The 16,676-nt window shown below is 71.9% G+C and carries 13 protein-coding genes; 6 read left to right on the forward strand and 7 right to left on the reverse strand.

Annotated elements, in window-relative coordinates:
- The first annotated feature begins 76 nt into the window (after positions 1-76).
- On the forward strand, positions 77-2,893 hold the full coding sequence (locus OIU81_RS29795) for a DEAD/DEAH box helicase (RefSeq protein ID WP_329152745.1): 2,817 nt from the start codon (positions 77-79) through the stop codon (positions 2,891-2,893).
- Positions 2,894-3,024: 131 nt separating this feature from the next.
- Here OIU81_RS29795 and OIU81_RS29800 read toward each other — a convergent pair whose 3' ends face one another.
- The 4 genes from OIU81_RS29800 to OIU81_RS29815 form a co-directional block, all read right to left on the reverse strand.
- Positions 3,025-3,759: an SRPBCC family protein gene (locus OIU81_RS29800; protein WP_329152746.1), complete on the reverse strand. Its 735-nt coding sequence runs from the start codon at positions 3,757-3,759 to the stop codon at positions 3,025-3,027.
- 2 nt (positions 3,760-3,761) lie between these two features.
- Positions 3,762-4,403, reverse strand: coding sequence for an ArsR/SmtB family transcription factor (locus OIU81_RS29805; protein ID WP_329152747.1), 642 nt, complete (start codon positions 4,401-4,403; stop codon positions 3,762-3,764).
- Positions 4,404-4,646: 243 nt separating this feature from the next.
- On the reverse strand, positions 4,647-5,504 hold the full coding sequence (locus OIU81_RS29810) for a siderophore-interacting protein (protein ID WP_329152749.1): 858 nt from the start codon (positions 5,502-5,504) through the stop codon (positions 4,647-4,649).
- Between the two features lie 48 nt (positions 5,505-5,552).
- The gene (locus tag OIU81_RS29815) at positions 5,553-6,467 is read right to left on the reverse strand and encodes a 5'-3' exonuclease (protein ID WP_329155458.1); all 915 of its coding nucleotides are present in this window, start codon (positions 6,465-6,467) and stop codon (positions 5,553-5,555) included.
- 228 nt (positions 6,468-6,695) lie between these two features.
- Between OIU81_RS29815 and OIU81_RS29820 the strand changes: the two genes are divergently transcribed.
- From OIU81_RS29820 to OIU81_RS29835, 4 genes are all read left to right on the forward strand, one after another.
- Positions 6,696-7,919 (forward strand): quaternary amine ABC transporter ATP-binding protein, encoded by a 1,224-nt coding sequence (locus tag OIU81_RS29820; RefSeq protein ID WP_329152751.1) that lies wholly within the window; start codon positions 6,696-6,698, stop codon positions 7,917-7,919.
- The gene (locus OIU81_RS29825; protein ID WP_329152753.1) at positions 7,912-10,512 is read left to right on the forward strand and encodes an ABC transporter permease/substrate binding protein; all 2,601 of its coding nucleotides are present in this window, start codon (positions 7,912-7,914) and stop codon (positions 10,510-10,512) included. Before OIU81_RS29820 ends, OIU81_RS29825 begins: the two co-directional genes overlap by 8 nt.
- A 320-nt stretch (positions 10,513-10,832) precedes the next feature.
- Positions 10,833-11,264: a hypothetical protein gene (locus OIU81_RS29830; protein WP_329152755.1), complete on the forward strand. Its 432-nt coding sequence runs from the start codon at positions 10,833-10,835 to the stop codon at positions 11,262-11,264.
- A gap of 75 nt (positions 11,265-11,339) precedes the next feature.
- Entirely contained in the window at positions 11,340-12,077 is a 738-nt protein-coding gene (locus tag OIU81_RS29835) for a helical backbone metal receptor (protein WP_329152757.1), read from the forward strand.
- Between the two features lie 18 nt (positions 12,078-12,095).
- Here the strand turns inward: OIU81_RS29835 and OIU81_RS29840 are convergent, their stop codons facing one another.
- Positions 12,096-13,247, reverse strand: a complete 1,152-nt coding sequence (locus OIU81_RS29840) for a TDT family transporter (RefSeq protein ID WP_329152759.1) — start codon at positions 13,245-13,247, stop codon at positions 12,096-12,098.
- A gap of 96 nt (positions 13,248-13,343) precedes the next feature.
- Between OIU81_RS29840 and OIU81_RS29845 the strand changes: the two genes are divergently transcribed.
- On the forward strand, positions 13,344-14,276 hold the full coding sequence (locus tag OIU81_RS29845; RefSeq protein ID WP_329152762.1) for a LysR family transcriptional regulator: 933 nt from the start codon (positions 13,344-13,346) through the stop codon (positions 14,274-14,276).
- Between the two features lie 37 nt (positions 14,277-14,313).
- On the opposite strand, the gene OIU81_RS29850 is transcribed toward OIU81_RS29845, so the two are convergent.
- Both OIU81_RS29850 and OIU81_RS29855 read right to left on the reverse strand, forming a co-directional pair.
- Positions 14,314-15,009 (reverse strand): gamma-glutamyl-gamma-aminobutyrate hydrolase family protein, encoded by a 696-nt coding sequence (locus tag OIU81_RS29850; protein WP_329152764.1) that lies wholly within the window; start codon positions 15,007-15,009, stop codon positions 14,314-14,316.
- 13 nt (positions 15,010-15,022) lie between these two features.
- Positions 15,023-16,576, reverse strand: a complete 1,554-nt coding sequence (locus OIU81_RS29855) for an amino acid permease (RefSeq protein WP_329152765.1) — start codon at positions 16,574-16,576, stop codon at positions 15,023-15,025.
- Between the last annotated feature and the right edge of the window lie 100 nt (positions 16,577-16,676).

Consider the following 16,676-nt stretch of genomic DNA (forward strand, 5'->3'; position numbering starts at 1 on the left):
GTCCGGGCCCGCTCGGTAAAGGGCCGCCATAAAGATCGGGTCGTTGTCAGAGGTGGCCGGTAGGCTCGTAGACACGATGACCGAGGACATGTCCCCTGCTGAGCGCTATGCCGCCGCCAAGCTCCGGGCGGCCGAGCAGGCCACCGCACTCGCCCCTTTCCGAGAGATGTACGACTTCGGCCTGGATCCGTTCCAGGTCGAGGCGTGCGAGGCCCTGGAGGCCGGCAAGGGCGTGCTGGTCGCGGCCCCCACTGGATCCGGCAAGACGATCGTCGGCGAATTCGCCGTCCACCTGGCCCTGGAGCAGGGCCGCAAATGCTTCTACACCACGCCCATCAAGGCGCTGTCCAACCAGAAGTACCAGGATCTGGCCAAGCGTTACGGCGCCGACAAGGTCGGTCTGCTGACCGGCGACAACAGCGTCAACTCCGAAGCCCCGGTGGTCGTGATGACCACCGAGGTGCTGCGCAACATGCTCTATGCCGGTTCCCGGTCGCTGGCCGGCCTCGGCTATGTGGTCATGGACGAGGTGCACTACCTCTCCGACCGCTTCCGGGGCGCCGTCTGGGAGGAGGTGATCATCCATCTCCCCGATTCGGTGACCCTGGTGTCACTGTCGGCGACGGTCTCCAACGCCGAGGAGTTCGGCGACTGGCTGGACACCGTCCGCGGGGACACCGAGGTGATCGTCTCCGAGCACCGCCCGGTCCCGTTGTGGCAGCACGTCCTCGCGGGCCGCCGCATATATGACCTGTTCGAGGAGCGGGACGGGCAGAGCGGCGGGCGCCGCGAGGTCAACCCCGACCTGGAGCGGCTGGCGCGGATGGAGAACTCCCGGCCGACGTTCGGCCGGGACAAGCGCCGGGGCCGCACCCTGCGCGAGGCGGACCGCGAGCGCGAGCGGCGCCAGCGGTCGCGGATCTGGACGCCGAGCCGTCCCGAGGTCATCGACCGCCTCGACAACGAGGGCCTGTTGCCCGCGATCACCTTCATCTTCAGCCGCGCCGGCTGCGAGGCCGCCGTCCAGCAGTGCCTGTATTCGGGCCTGCGGCTCAACGACCAGGAGGGCCGTGAGCAGGTCCGCCGCATAGTCGAGGCGCGGACGGCCGGGATCGCGGACGACGACCTCCATGTGCTGGGCTACTTCGAGTGGCTGGAGGCCCTGGAGCGGGGCATCGCGGCGCATCACGCGGGCATGCTGCCGACGTTCAAGGAGGTCGTCGAGGAGCTGTTCGTCAAGGGCCTGGTCAAGGCCGTCTTCGCCACCGAGACGCTGGCGCTGGGCATCAACATGCCCGCGCGTTCGGTGGTGTTGGAGAAGCTGGTGAAGTGGAACGGCGAGCAGCACGCCGACATCACCCCCGGCGAGTACACCCAGCTGACCGGCCGGGCCGGGCGCCGCGGCATCGACATCGAGGGCCATGCGGTCGTGCTGTGGCAGCGCGGGATGGACCCGGGAGCGCTCGCCGGGCTCGCCGGGACGCGTACCTATCCGCTGCGGTCCTCCTTCAAGCCGTCGTACAACATGGCGGTCAACCTCGTCTCCCAGTTCGGCCGGCACCGTTCGCGGGAGCTGCTGGAGATGTCCTTCGCGCAGTTCCAGGCCGACAAGTCGGTGGTCGGGATCTCGCGGCAGGTGCAGAAGCACGAGGAGGGGCTGACGGGCTACCGCGGCTCGATGACCTGCCACCTCGGCGACTTCGAGGAATACTCCCGGCTCCGGCGGGAGCTGAAGGACCGTGAGACGGAGCTGGCCCGGCAGGGCACGGCGCAGCGGCGGGTGGCGGCCGCGGCGGCACTGGAGAAGCTCAAGCCCGGTGATGTCATCCATGTGCCGACCGGCAAGTTCGCGGGCCTGGCACTGGTCCTCGACCCCGGGATGCCCTCGGGGCGGACGAACGGTCACCGCGGCTTCGACGCGCAGGACGGTCCGCGGCCGCTGGTGCTGACCGCCGAGCGGCAGGTCAAGCGGCTGGCCTCGATCGACTTCCCGGTGCCGGTCGAGGCGCTGGACCGGATGCACATCCCCAAGTCCTTCAACGCCCGCAGTCCGCAGTCGCGCCGCGATCTGGCGTCCGCGCTGCGCACCAAGGCCGGCCATCTCGTCCCGTCGCGGCACCGCAAGCCCCGCGCTGCGGCGGCCGACGACGGGGAGATCACCCGGCTGCGTACGGCCCTGCGCGCGCACCCCTGCCACGGCTGCGACGAGCGGGAGGACCACGCCCGCTGGGCGGAGCGCTATCACCGACTGCTGCGCGACACCCGCCAGTTGGAGCGCCGCATCGAGGGACGGACGAACACCATCGCCCGCACCTTCGACCGGATCTGCGCCCTGCTCACCGAGCTGGACTACCTCGAAGGGGACACCGTCACCGACGAGGGCCGCCGGCTGGCCCGGCTCTACGGCGAACTGGATCTGCTGGCGAGCGAGTGTCTGCGCGAGGGCGTCTGGGAGGGGCTGGGCCCGGCGGAGCTGGCGGCCTGCGCCTCGGCGCTGGTGTACGAGGCGCGCCAGGCCGATGACGCGGTGGCCCCCAAGCTGCCGGCCGGCAAGGCCCGGGACGCCCTGGGCGAGATGGTCCGCATCTGGGGCCGGCTCGATGCCCTGGAGGAGGACCACCGGATCAACCAGGCCGAGGGCGTCGGCCAGCGCGAACCCGACCTGGGCTTCGCCTGGGCCGCGTACCGCTGGGCTTCCGGCTTCGGGCTCGACGAGGTGCTCCGCGAGGCGGAGATGCCCGCCGGCGACTTCGTCCGCTGGTGCAAGCAGCTGATCGACGTGCTCGGTCAGATCGCGGCCGCGGCCCCGCCCGAGGGAACGGTCTCGCGCACGGCCCGCCGCGCCATGGACGGGGTGCTGCGGGGCGTGGTGGCCTATTCGTCGGTCGGCTGAGCGGTAGGGCCCCCTCCGGGCCGGTTCACCGCGCCGCGCCCCCCCCGTGTTGAGGGGGCGCGGCGCCGTGTGCGTGATCCGTGCCCAGCGCGTCGTGCCGTGCGGGGACGACGCGACGCGGGGGCGGGCGGTCAGCCGGTGGCGTCCGTGGGGTACAGCCCGTCCAGCCGGCTCTGCCAGGCCCGGCCGGCCTTCTCGGCGTCGGTGTCGCCGTCGAAGAGGTGGAGGGTGATGCCGACCGGCGCCCCGAAGGCATTGCGTCCGAAGAAGCGGTACAGCGCGCCGTCGGTGCGCAGGCCCAGGAAGTGCTCGGTGCGGTAGTCGACGACCGCGTCCAGCGGGGCGGTGCCCGGCAATTCGAGGCGCAGCCGGTCGCCCACCGCCGTCGAGGCGGTGACGCCGAGGGCGCGCAGCAGCCTCTCGAACCCGTCGGGCGTGCGGGAGGCCGCCGGGCCCTGGACGTCGGCGAAGGCCGCCGGGCGGCCGGTGAAGTACGTCAGGTACTGCCCGAGGGTGTGCAGATAGAAGTCGGTGTGCAGGCGGGCGCCGTCGTACTGGCCGTCCCAGTTCTCGTCGCTCATGACGCCGCTGTGCACGTACCGCAGTACGGCGGTGCCGCCGTCGCGGGCCTCGATGACGTACTCCAGCGCGTTGAACCAGCCGTCCTCGCCGTCCATCCGGACCTCGAAGCGGTGCGGCGGCTCCCAGACGGTGACCGCGTCGTCCTCCGCGTCACTGCCCCCGACCGCGGCGACCTTCTCCTTGGGGAACATCCACGCCCCCGTACCGCTGGTGACGGCCGCGAAGACGTCTTCGGGAGCGGCCGGCAGCACGACCTCCCGGCGGATCTCGAACTCTTTGGGCATGGCTACTCCTCGGTCGGTGCGGTGGGCCCGTGCGCCGGGGCCGCCGGCGCGGGTTCGTCGGCGTCACGGGTGAGGCTGGGGTGGAGGGCGACGATCAGCCGGTGCGCGCGCCCGCCGGCCGCGTTCTCGTCGTGGTACTTGGCGACGAGGTGGTTCACGGTCGTGCCGAGCTCCTCGGCGAAGGCGGCCCGGTCGGCGGCCGAGGCGAACCGGATCTCGCCGTCCACGGCGAAGGTCGCCAGCCGCTGCCGCGCCTTCGCCGAGCGCGTGATGAGCTCGCCCACCTCACGCACCAGCCGGGCCGCGAGGGCCAGCAGCCAGCGGGCGGAGAGCTGGTCCGGCGCCCGGCCGGGGTCGGGCGCGACCGAGGCCAGCGCGGCGGGCGAGATCACATAGGACGCGGCCGTCGCCCGCACGATCCGCTCCGTCACATTGCCCTTGCGGCGCTCCTCGACCAGCTCGACCAGGCCGTGCCGCTCCAGGGCCCGCAGGTGGTAGTTGACCTTCTGCCGGGACAGGCCGACCTGCGCGGCCAGCGTCGTCGCCGAACCGGGCTCGGCGAGCACGGCCAGCAGCCGCGCCCGCACCGGATCCAGCGAGACCCCGGCGGCGGCCGGATCGTCGATCACTGCTACATCGATCACCTCACCAGAGTGCATCCGACAATTATTCTTGTCAAGAAAGGAGAACTTGTCGGATGCCCGGGGCGTCGGAGGGTGGAGACGGTGCAGGGGCGCCGGCTCGTGCGGGCGGGGGTGGTGGTCGCGGGGCCGGGGTGGGGCATGCCAAGGGCCCGGAGCTGAGGGGCAGTTGCTCCGGGCCCGCCGGGGTGCAGGTGGTCCTCGTCCGTGCGGGACCTCGTCGTGGCGGGGCGCTCGCCCCGGGGTTCAGGAGGTCGTCGCCGCCGGGGACTCCTGCTCGGCCTCGACGCGCTGGTTCCAGTCCCGCTTGGAGGCCTGCCAGCCGTCCTCGTCGTGCCCGGCGCGCCAGTAGCCGGAGATGGACAGTGCCTCGCGGGGGATCTCCCGCTCGACGCGCAGCAGCCGGCGCAGCTCCTTCACGAAGCCGGCCTCGCCGTGCACGAACGCCTGGACCTGGCCGGCCGGGAACTCCCACGCGCTGACGGCCGCGACCAGTTCGCGGCCGACGGGGGCGTCACCGCGGTGGAGCCAGTGGATCCGGGCGCCCGCCGGGGCCGGCAGGTCCTGGTGCTCCTGGGCGTCCGCCACCTCGATGAAGGCGTGCACCGGCACCCCCGCGGGCATCCGGCCGAGGGAGGCCGCGATGGCCGGCAGGGCGCTCTCGTCGCCCGCCAGCAGATGCCAGTCGGCGCCGGCCTCCGGGACATAGGCGCCGCCGGGGCCGAGGAAGCGGATCTCGTCGCCCGGCCGTGCCGCGGCCGCCCAGGGGCCGGCCAGGCCCTCGTCGCCGTGCACCACGAAGTCCACGGTCAGTTCACCGGTGCCGGCATCCCAGGCGCGGACGGTGTAGGTACGCGTCCTGGGCCACCGGTTGCGTGGGAACTCGGCACGGATCCGGGCGATGTCGAACGGCTCGGGGTACTCCACGCCGGGCACCGGGAAGAGCAGCTTGATGTAGTGGTCGGAGAACTCGCCCGGCGCGAACTCCCCCGGCCCCACCTCGCCCAGCACCACGCGGACCATGTGGGGGGTGAGCCGCTCGGTGCGCTGCACCCGGGCGTGGTGCACGACGGGCTTCTGGCGGGACGGACGCTCTGCAGCCACGGCAATCTCCCCTGATCTGTCGTTGTTAGGTTTACCTAACTTAACAGCTCACGGGCGGAGCGTGAGGAGCAGTCGCTGCAGCGCCCCGCCCAGACCCCACCGCGCGGCCAGCGCCTCCAGCCGCTCGGGGTCGGCCGGCTCCGTGGGGAGGGCGTGGTCGAGAGCGGGGACGGGCACGTCGGTGGCCACCTTCACGACCTTCGGGGCGACCGCCAGGTAGGGGCGGGACTCCAGCAGCCGGGTGCGCTGGGCGGGGGTCACCTTCGAGGCCGGGTCGTCGGCGGCGGCCATGATGCCCGCCAGGTCGCCGTAGGTGGCCAGCAGCTTGGCGGCGGTCTTCTCGCCGATGCCGGGCACACCGGGCAGGCCGTCGCTGGGGTCGCCGCGCAGCAGCGCCAGATCGGCGTAACCGGGGCCGTCCACGCCGTACTTCGCGCGCAGCAGCGCCTCGTCGGTGAGCTGGAGGGTGCCGACGCCCTTGAGCGGATACAGGATGCGGATACCGCGCCGGTCGTCGACGAGCTGGAAGAGGTCGCGGTCGCCGGTGACGATGTCCACCGGCCCCGTCGCCTGGGCGGTCAGGGTGCCGATGACGTCGTCGGCCTCGTAACCGGCCGCGCCGACACGGGCGATGCCCAGGGCGTCCAGGACCTCCTCGATGACCGGGACCTGCGGCGAGAGGGTGTCGGGGACCTCCTCCTCGTCGGGCTCCGCGGACCCGGCGGGGGCCTCCTCGGCGACCCGGTGCGCCTTGTACGAGGGGATCAGGTCGACCCGCCACTGCGGGCGCCAGTCGAAGTCCATGCACGCGACCAGGTCGTCGGGGTGGTGGTCCTGGACGAGCCGGGCGATGAAGTCCAGCAGTCCGCGCACGGCGTTCACGGGAGTGCCGTCCGGGGCCTTGACCGATTCCGGTACCCCGAAATAGGCGCGGAAGTAGAGCGAGGCGGTGTCGAGAAGCATCAGGCGTCGAGTCACACCTCGCATGATGCCGTATGCCCCATACGTCACATCGATGTGATCTAAAGCACCGTCGTGTTTGGGACAGATAAAGGCGGGCAGGCGCGCCCGCGGAGCTGCCCGGTCACGGATGCACGTATTCCACCGGGCATGGCGGGCCGACCCCGTTGTCGCTCCACGACCTGTCCATGGGGGAGACAGGTCGTTTCTCGTGCGACAAGAGAGGCATATGTGGCCAGGCTGCAAGCCGAGCACCTGTACAAGGTGTTCGGCAGAAGTCCCGAGGAAGCGGTCCGCAGGCTCCAGGCCGGTGCCGGCCGCGGGGAACTGCGCGACGAAGGCACCACCGCGGCCGTGATCGACGCCTCGATCGAGGTGGACGAGGGTCAGATCTTCGTCGTCATGGGCCTGTCCGGATCCGGGAAGTCCACACTGCTGCGCACCCTCAACGGACTGCTGGAGCCCACCGCGGGCACCGTGCGGTTCGACGGCCAGGACCTCACCTCGCTCAGCGACAAGGAGTTGCGCAAGGTCCGCTCCGAGAAGATCTCCATGGTCTTCCAGCACTTCGCGCTCTTCCCGCACCGCAGCGTGCTGGAGAACGCCGCCTACGGCCTCGAGGTGCAGGGCATACCGCGCGCCGAGCGCACCCGGCGCGCCACCGAGGCGCTGGAACTCACCGGCCTCAAGGGCTGGGAGAAGTCCTGGCCGGACGAGCTCTCCGGCGGGATGCAGCAGCGCGTGGGCCTGGCCCGGGCGCTGGCCACCAACGCCGATCTGCTGCTGATGGACGAGTCCTTCAGCGCCCTCGACCCGCTGATCCGGCGGGACATGCAGGACCAGCTGCTGGAACTGCAGAAGAGCCTCAAGAAGACCATCGTCTTCATCACCCACGACCTCAACGAGGCGATGCGCCTCGGCGACCGGATCGCGGTGATGCGGGACGGCCGGATCGTCCAGATCGGCAGCGCCGAGGACATCCTCCTGCGGCCCGCCAACGACTATGTGGCGTCCTTCATCCAGGACGTCGACCGCAGCCGGGTGCTCACCGCCGGCGCGGTGATGACCGAGGTCGGCACCGTCCTCGGCGCCACCACTCCTGACGGCCGGACGCTCACCACCGCCGCGGAGTTCCGCGCCGCCGCGCCCGCGACGGTCGGCGTCGACACCCCGCTCGCCGAGCTGTTCGCCCCCTGCTCGACCAGCACCGTGCCGGTCGCCGTGACCGATGAGCACGGTGAGCTGACCGGCGCCGTACCGGCCGAGCGGCTGCTCGCCGTCCTCGGCGAGTCCGCGGAGCGGGACCCGGTCCCCGGTGTCCCCGCCCAGGACCCGGCCGCGCACGCCACGGCGACGCGGCTCGACAAGCAGCCCGACCAGGACCCGGCGGCGGAGAGCTCCGCGGCCGCGCCCGGGGACGACGAGCCCGAGAACAAGGTGATCACCGGTGCCTAGGATCCCGATAGGCAGCTGGGCCGATGACGCCGTCAACTGGCTCCGCGACAACCTCGACTGGCTGTTCACCCTCATCACGAAGGTGCTGAACGGCCTCTACGACGCCATTCACACGGTCCTGTCCGGGCCCGAACCGCTGCTGCTGGCCGGCATCCTCGCGGTGCTCGCGTGGTGGCTGCGCGGGCTGCCGGCCGCCGTGCTCACCTTCCTCGGCTTCGCGCTGATCGAGTCGGTCGAGCAGTGGGGCCCGACCATCGAGTCGCTCTCCCTGGTGCTGGTGGCCTGTCTGATCACCGTCGTGATCGCCGTGCCGCTCGGTATCTGGGCGGCCCGCAGCCGGGTCGTCGGCGGGGCGCTGCGCCCGGTCCTGGACCTGATGCAGACGATGCCGGCGATGGTCTACCTCATCCCCGGCATCCTCTTCTTCGGCCTCGGCGTGGTGCCCGGCATCGTCGCCACCATCGTCTTCTCCATGCCGCCCGCGGTCCGGATGACCGAGCTCGGCATCCGGCAGGTCGACGAGGAGCTGGTCGAGGCGGCCGAGGCGTTCGGCACCCACCCGCGGAGCACGCTCTTCCGGGTGCAGCTGCCCCTGGCCCTGCCCACGATCATGGCCGGTATCAACCAGGTCATCATGCTGGCGCTGTCCATGGTCGTCATCGCCGGCATGGTCGGCGGCGGCGGCCTCGGCGCGTCCGTCTACAACGCGATCAGCTCGGTCGACGTGGCGCTCGGCGCCGAGGCCGGACTCGCGGTCGTCATTCTCGCCATGTACCTGGACCGGATGACCGGCGCGCTCAACCAGCGGGTCTCCCCGCTCGGCCGGCGCGCGCTGGCCAAGGCGCAGGCGGCGCTCGGCGGGTGGAAGTTCCTGCACTGGCGGCCCGCCACCTCCGTGGCGATGGTCGGGGTGGTCGTCCTCGCGCTGCTCGCCGGCGGGATGAGCTACTTCGGCAAGGCCGGCTCCGGCTCCGGCGGCGGCAACGGCCGGCCGATCAGCCTCGGCTACGTCAACTGGGACGAGGGCAAGGCCACCACGTACCTGTGGAAGGAGATCCTGGAGGAGCGGGGCTACAAGCCCAAGGTCCAGGCCCTGGAGGCCGGCCCGCTGTTCGCCGGGCAGGCCCGCGGTGACATCGACGTCCAGACCAACGCCTGGCTGCCGACCACCCACGCCTCGTACTGGAAGAAGTACAAGAACAAGCTGGAGGACCTCGGCGCCTGGTACGACAAGACCTCGCTGGAGATCGCGGTCCCGTCGTACATGAAGGACATCACGTCCCTCGACGACCTCAAGGGCAAGGCCGGCGAGTTCGGCGGCAAGATCACCGGCATTGAGCCGGGCGCCGGCGAGATGAAGATCCTCAAGGACAAGGTCCTCAAGGACTACGGCCTGGGCGGCGAGTACAAGGTCCAGGAGTCCAGCACCGCGTCGATGCTCAGCGAGCTGGACCGCTCGATCCACGCCAAGAAGCCGATCGCCGTCACGCTGTGGTCGCCGCACTGGGCGTACGACAAGTACAAGCTCACCAAGCTCAAGGACCCCAAGGGCTCCTTCGGTTCCGGAGACGGCCTGCACATGCTGGGCCGCAAGGGCTTCGCCAAGGACGAGCCCCAGGTCGCCAAGTGGATGAAGAACTTCCACCTGGACGAGAAGCAGCTCACCAGCCTCGAGAGCGACATCAAGAGCGCCGGTGACGGCCATGAGCAGGACGGGGTGCGCACCTGGCTCAAGAAGAACCCCGGCCTGGTCGACAAGGTCGCGCCGTCCGCCGACGCCTCCTACGCCAAGGGCAAGGACGCGGGCAAGGCCCCGAACATCGGCTACCCCGCCTGGGACGAGGGCATCGCCACCACGTACCTGTGGAAGAACGTCCTGGAGAAGCGCGGCTACCAGCCGAACATCCGCAACCTCGACGTCGGGCCGATGTGGACCGGGCTGTCCACGGGCCAGATCGATGTGGAGACCGACGGCTGGCTGCCGGTGGCGCAGAAACAGTACTGGGACAAGTACAAGAAGGATCTCGTCGACGTCGGGGCCTGGTACGACAAGACCTCGCTGGAGATCGCGGTCCCGTCCTACGTCAAGGGCGTCAAGACCCTCGACGATCTGCGCAAGCACAAGGACGAGTTCGGCGGCAAGATCATCGGGATCGAGCCCGGCACCGGCGAGATGAAGCGCCTCAAGGACACCGTCGCCCCGGCGTACGGCCTCAAGGGCTTCGACGTCACCTCGGCCGGCACCAGCGCCATGCTGACGGAGCTGGACCGGGCGTACCACAAGAAGGAGCCCATCGCCGTGGTGCTGTGGTCGCCGCACTGGGCCTACAGCAAGTACAAGCTCACCAAGCTCGCGGATCCCCAGGGCACCTGGGGCGCCAACAACCAGATCAAGACACTCGGCAACAAGAGCTTCCCGAAGAAGTTCCCGGAGTTCGCCGGCTGGCTGAAGAACTGGAAGATGGACGCCGAACAGCTCGGCAGCCTGGAGAAGGACATCCAGGACGCCGGCAAGGGCAACGAGAACAAGGGCGTCGAGAAGTGGATCGGTGACCACCCGGGCATCGTCGACAAGATGGCGCCGGTGAAGTAGGCGAGTGGGGCGTGCCCGGCACGCCGTACGCTTCCCTCACCTCATGGTGCGGTGGGCCCCGTCCCCGGCAGCGGCCGGCGGCGGGGCCCACCGCATGGGCGCCCGGGCCGGGTGACCGTGCGGCGGCGGCCGGCGTGGACGGCCGTCGCCCCCGCACGCGGCCGGTACGGCCAGATCTCCGCACGGCTCACCTGACCGGCCGCGTGTGCTGCGCGGCGGAACGGGGCGGGTGATTCGCTCTGGTGTATGACGGTATTTCCTTGGCGGTCGCCGTGGTCCGCCCACGGCCGCAGCGGTCGCGGACGCCGGAGGAGAGGATCGTGAAGCCTGCGCACGCCGCCGCTGCCGCCCTGCTCGGCGCCACCGTCCTGGGACTCGCCGCGCCCGCCGCGTGGGCCCGTGTCGAACCGGATCCCATGGTGGCCGGGCAGCGGGTGCGCGTGAGCGACGGCAGCCGGTGTACCGCGGCCGCCGCGGCGCGGGCGTCCTCGCCGCTGTTCGGGTCGGTGGCGCTGCGGCCGGGGCGGCGCGGGATGGCCGCCGACGCCGAGGTCGCCGAGGGGGCGGCCCCGGGCCGCTACCCGGTCACCGTCGAATGCGGGCCGGGCGGGGCGCGGTTCACCGAGACCGTCACCGTGCGCGACGGCCGGGTCGACGGGGTCGACGCCGGTCAGGCGGCCGGCGGCCTGGCGCTGTTCGCCCTGGCCGGGGGCGCGGCGTACTGGCTGCGCCGCACCGCCAACAGGCGCTGACCGAACCCGAGTTGACTGGTGGAGGCCGGGCGCCGTTCCCCGGCCGGACCGGTGGCGGGCGGGTACCGTGGGCGGATGACCGGTCCTCGTTCCCCCCGGCGCGTGGTGTCCCTGGTGCCCTCTCTCACCGAGGCGGTGGTCGCCTGCGCGCCCGAGCTGCTGGTCGGGGTCACCGACTGGTGCAGCCACCCCGCCGGGCTCGACGCCACCCGCATCGGCGGCACCAAGAATCCCGACCTCGGCGCGATCGCCGCGCTGGCGCCCGGACTGGTCCTCGCCAACGAGGAGGAGAACCGTCCGCAGGATCTGGCCGCGCTCCGCGCCGCGGGGGCAAAGGTCCTGGTCACCGAGGTGCGGACGCTGGACCAGGCGTGGCATGAGCTGACCCGGGTGCTGGTGGACGGCTGCGGGCTGCCCCGGCCCGGGTGGCTGGCGGACGCCGAGGACGCCTGGCGGGAGCTGCCGGCCCCGGCCGCGCAGCGGACGGCCGTGGTGCCCATCTGGCGCCGGCCGTGGAGGGTGCTGGGCCGGGACACCTTCGCCGGCGACCTCCTCGCACGGCTCGGGGTGCGCAACCGGTACGCGGGCCATGCCGAGCGCTATCCCCGGGTCGCGCCGGAGGACCTCCGCACCGCCGGCGCCGATCTCGTGGTGCTGCCCGACGAGCCGTACCGCTTCACCGCCGACGACGGCCCCGAGGCGTTTCCCGCCCTGCCCGCGGCGCTGGTCAGCGGCCGGCATCTGACCTGGTACGGGCCGTCGCTGGTGGAGGCGCCCGCGGTGCTGGCCGAGGCGCTGGCGGCGGCCCGCTGAACGTACGGGCGGCGGCCGCTACGGGGCCACCGGCCGGGGCGGCGCCGGCAGAGTGCCGCGGGCCAGACCGAGGGCGGTGCGGGTGAAGGCCACCGCGACCGCGGTCACGAGCGAGGCGTAGAGGACCGCCGCGAGCCCGTCGAAGACGCCGAGACCGGTCTGCCCGGCCAGGCCCGCCGCCCCCGTGACACAGGTCCCCAGGGGGAAGGTGAAGCCCCACCAGGTCATCGAGAAGCCCATGCCGTGGCGGAACGCGCGGACCACCATCGCCGTCGCGAGCACGAGCCACAGCAGCGCGAAGCCCATCACCGGGACGCCGTAGAGCACCGCGAAGGCAGCCATGGCGTGTGCCAGGGGCGCGCTCACGACGCCCGGGGCGAGGTGGGCGAGGTTGGTGACCGCCGTGGTGGACTGGCCCAGCGGGCCGAGGACGAGGAACAGCGTGGGGGTCAGGGCGAGCGGGAGCGGGCCGTGGTGGATCAGCCGGGACACCACGAGCGGCAGCACCAGCAGTGTGGCCAGCAGGGACATCCCGAACAGCGCGTAGCAGGCCAACAGCAGGGTCTGCTGCCACGGGCCGGCCGGCAGATGCGGGACCAGGGCCGGGCCCGTCGCCGCCGAGACCATGGGGGCGACCAGCGGCAGCAGCCAGACGGGGGAGGCGCTGCCGGGGTCGATGCGGTGCCGGGTCACCATCAGATACGGGACCGCCGCGGCCGCCGCGAGGCCGATGAGGGTGCCCAGGCTCCACAGGACGGCGTCGGCGGCGAGGGCCGCGGGCTCGCCGATGACCTCCCGGCCCACGGCCAGCGTGCCGGCGCCGACCGCCAGCAGTGCCATCGCCGTACAGCCGTAGAAGGGGGCGACCGCCGGGTCCAGCAGATGGCGGCGCGCCTGGTCCCCGTGGCGGGCCCAGTGCACACCCCGGGCGGCCGTCAAGGTCAGCAGCATCAGCGCCGACAGTGCCCAGACGGCCTGGCAGGCGATCCGGGGCGCGGCCGCGGTGAACGGCAGGACCGCGCCGGCGTTGGCGACGATCGCCGTCCCCATGACGGCGGCATACCAGTTGGGACCGAGATGGCGGACCGAGCGTGCGGGACCGGGGGTGCCGGAACCGGGGGCGCCGGAGCCGGTGGTGGTACGGGAAGGTGCGTGCGCAAGGGTTGCCATGCCTTCAGGATTGTCGCCCGGGACCGCCGTCACCAGGGGCATCGTGTCTATGAGGGCATAAGCTGGGGTTATGTGCAGTGAGCAGGTGGTGGGGGAGTGAGGGCCGAGGAGGACGAGCCGGTCGTGTCGCTGGCGCACCGGGTACCGGATCTCGGCGCGCTGGAGCTGCTGCTCGCCGTCGCCCGGCTCGGCAGTCTGGGGCGGGCCGCCCGTGCGCAGGGCATCAGCCAGCCCGCCGCCAGCAGCCGGATCCGGTCCATGGAGCGGCAGTTGGGGGTCGGGCTGCTCGAACGCTCGCCGCGCGGCTCCCGGCTGACGGACGCCGGGGCGCTGGTGACGGACTGGGCGCGGCGGGTGGTGGAGGCGGCCGAGGCGTTCGACGCGGGGGCGCAGGCCCTGCGCGGGCAGCGCGATTCGCGGCTGCGGGTCGCGGCCAGCATGACGATCGCCGAGTATCTGCTGCCGGGGTGGCTGATCGCGCTGCGCGCCCAGCGGCCCGGGACCGCCGTCTCGCTGCTCGCCGGCAATTCCCGCGCGGTCGCCGAACGGCTGCTGACGGGCGCGGCCGACCTCGGTTTCGTGGAGGGGCTGGAGGTACCGGCGGGGCTGGACGGGACGGTCATCGGGCACGACCGGCTGCTCGTGGTGGCCGCGCCGTCCCACCCCTGGGCCCGGCGGCGTACGCAGCTGACCGCCGCCGAACTCGCCGCCACCCCGCTGATCCTGCGCGAGCGCGGTTCGGGGACCCGGGCGGTGCTGGACGCGGCGCTGGCCCGCCACGGCGGCCTGGCCGCGCCGCTCCTCGAACTCGCCTCGACCACCGCCGTGAAGGCGGCGGTGGTGAGCGAGGCGGCACCGTCCGTCCTGAGTGAACTCGCCGTCGGTGAGGAGCTGACCGCGCGCCGGCTGGTGGAGATTCCGGTCGGCGGGCTGCGGCTGGGACGGGAGCTGCGCGCCGTGTGGCCGGCCGGTCAGCGCCCGGTGGGCCCGGCCCGCCAGCTGCTGGGACTGACCCGCGCGGCGGCCTGAGCGGCGGCCGCGCCGGTGGGCCGCCCCGCGCGCGGGATCACCTCGCCGCGGCCGCCGTGCTCGCCGCCACCAGCGCTTCCATCACCCGGGTGTCGTCGCCGGCCTCCGGATGCCACTGCACCGCCAGCGTGAAGCCGGGCGTGTCCGGCAGCTCCAGCGCTTCGATGGTGCCGTCCTCCGCGTGGGCCGAGGCCAGCAGTCCGCGGCCGAGCCGGTCCACGGCCTGGTGGTGGTACGTCGGTACGGAGACCGGCTCGGGCAGGGTGCGGGCCAGCAGCGTCCCGGGAACCGGCTTGATGTCGTGCCGTTCGAAGACCCCGGGGGCGCCGGCATGGCCGTCGAGGTGCTGGACGAGGGTGCCGCCCCGCGCCACGTTCAGCAGCTGCAGGCCGCGGCAGATGCCCAGCAGCGGTACCCCGCCCGCCAACGCGGCCTCGATCAGGGCCAGTTCCCAGGCGTCCCGGTCCAGGGACGGCGGCCCGGTGCGGGGGTGCGGCTCCGCGCCGTACCGCGCCGGGGCCACATCCGCGCCGCCGGCGATCACCACCGCGTCCAGCCGGGCGACCGTCGCGGCGGCGGCCGCCGGATCGCCCGGCGGCAGCAGCACGGGGAGCCCGCCCGAGCGCTGCACCAGCCGCGGATATCCGGCGGGCACCAGCGCGGCCGGCAGCGTCCAGACCCCCCAGCTGGCTTCCTGCTGGTAGGTGCTGATGCCGATGAGAGGCTTGGACACGGATCCCGTCCCTTCAGATATCCAGTTCGTGCTCAATGGCGGCCAGCTCCTCGGCCGAGCCCTGGACCTTCGGGCCGGTGAACCACTTGCGGGCCGATACCAGCCACCAGATGCCGGCGAAGCCGAGGACGACGAGGACGGCGAGCGGGGTGTAGTTGAAGGTGTCCGCCGTGACCGGGCTGCTCGTCGGGAGCATGAAGAGTACGGAGATGACCAGGGTCCAGCCGACGGCGATGATGCCGACGATCTTGCTCCAGCGGCCGAGGTGCCACGGGCCGCGCTCGAACCGGTCGCCCTGCAGCAGGCGGAGGAAGATGGGCAGGACGTAGGCGATGTACAGGCCGATCACGGCGATCGAGGTGACGGCCGCGTACGCCGTGGTGTTCCACAGGTAGGGCAGGCCCAGCAGGAAGGCACCGCCGGCGGACAGCCAGACCGCGTTGGTCGGGGTCTTGGTCCGCTTGTTGATGCGGTGCCACAGCCGGGAGCCGGGCAGCGCGCCGTCCCGGGAGAAGGCGTAGATCATGCGCGAGTTGGCGGTGACCGACGCCATGCCGCAGAAGAACTGGGCGCCGATGGCGATCAGCAGGAGCAGCTTGCCGCCGGTGCTGCCGAGGGCGTCGATGAAGATCTGCGCCGGGGGGACGCCGGTCTTGCTGTTCAGTGCGCCGTCGTAGTCCTGGATGGCGAAGGTGATGCCGACCAGCAGGATCCAGCCGGCGACCAGCGAGACGAGGATCGACATCACGATGCCGCGCGGCCCGGCCTTCGCCGCGTCGTGGGTCTCCTCGGTCATATGTGCCGAGGCGTCGTAGCCGGTGAAGGTGTACTGCGCGAGCAGCAGTCCCAGCAGCCCGACGTAGAGGCTGGAGTGCCAGCCGGTGTTGTTGACGACGTGCGTGAAGACGTAGGAGGCGGACTGGTGCTTCGACGGCACGACGACCAACGCGCCCACGATGACCAGCACACCGAAGACGTGCCACCACACGCTGACGTTGTTGAGCAGGGAGACCAGCTTCACGCCGAGGGTGTTCAGCAGGCCGTGCGCCAGCAGGACCAGTCCGAACAGCATGATGGTGTGTGCCGGGGTGGCGGTGAAGCCGAACTGCAGGTCCAGCAGCGCGTTCAGGAAGGACGCGGCCCCGAAGTCGACGCCCGCGGTCACCGCGACCTGGCCGAGGAAGTTGAACCAGCCGGTGAACCAGGACCAGGCCGGGCCGCGCGAGGGGGCCAGCTTCGCCGCCCAGTAGTACAGGCCGCCCGCTGTCGGGTAGCTGGAGCAGACCTCGGCCATCGCCAGGCCCACGAACAGGGTCATGGTGCCGACCAGCGGCCAGCCCCAGGTGATCAGAGCGGGTCCCCCGGTGTTCATGCCGAAGCCGTACAGCGTCAGACAGCCGGAGAGGACCGAGATGATGCTGAACGAGACGGCGAAGTTGGAGAACGCCGACATGGAGCGGGCGAGTTCCTGAGCGTAACCGAGTTGGTGGAGGCGCTCTTCGTCGCTGGAGAGCTGCGGAGTGTGATGTTCCTGGTCTGGGTCCGTCGCGTGCTTGTCGAGTGACACAACGCCTCCGAGGGCCTTCGGGAGTCCGTGGCGGGTACGGCGTTCGGCGAACCGCTCCTGCCTCGCAATAAAGGTATGGGGCGATACCTTTGCTCCCAGG

The organism is Streptomyces sp. NBC_01454, assembly GCF_036227565.1.
Classification (GTDB): domain Bacteria; phylum Actinomycetota; class Actinomycetes; order Streptomycetales; family Streptomycetaceae; genus Streptomyces.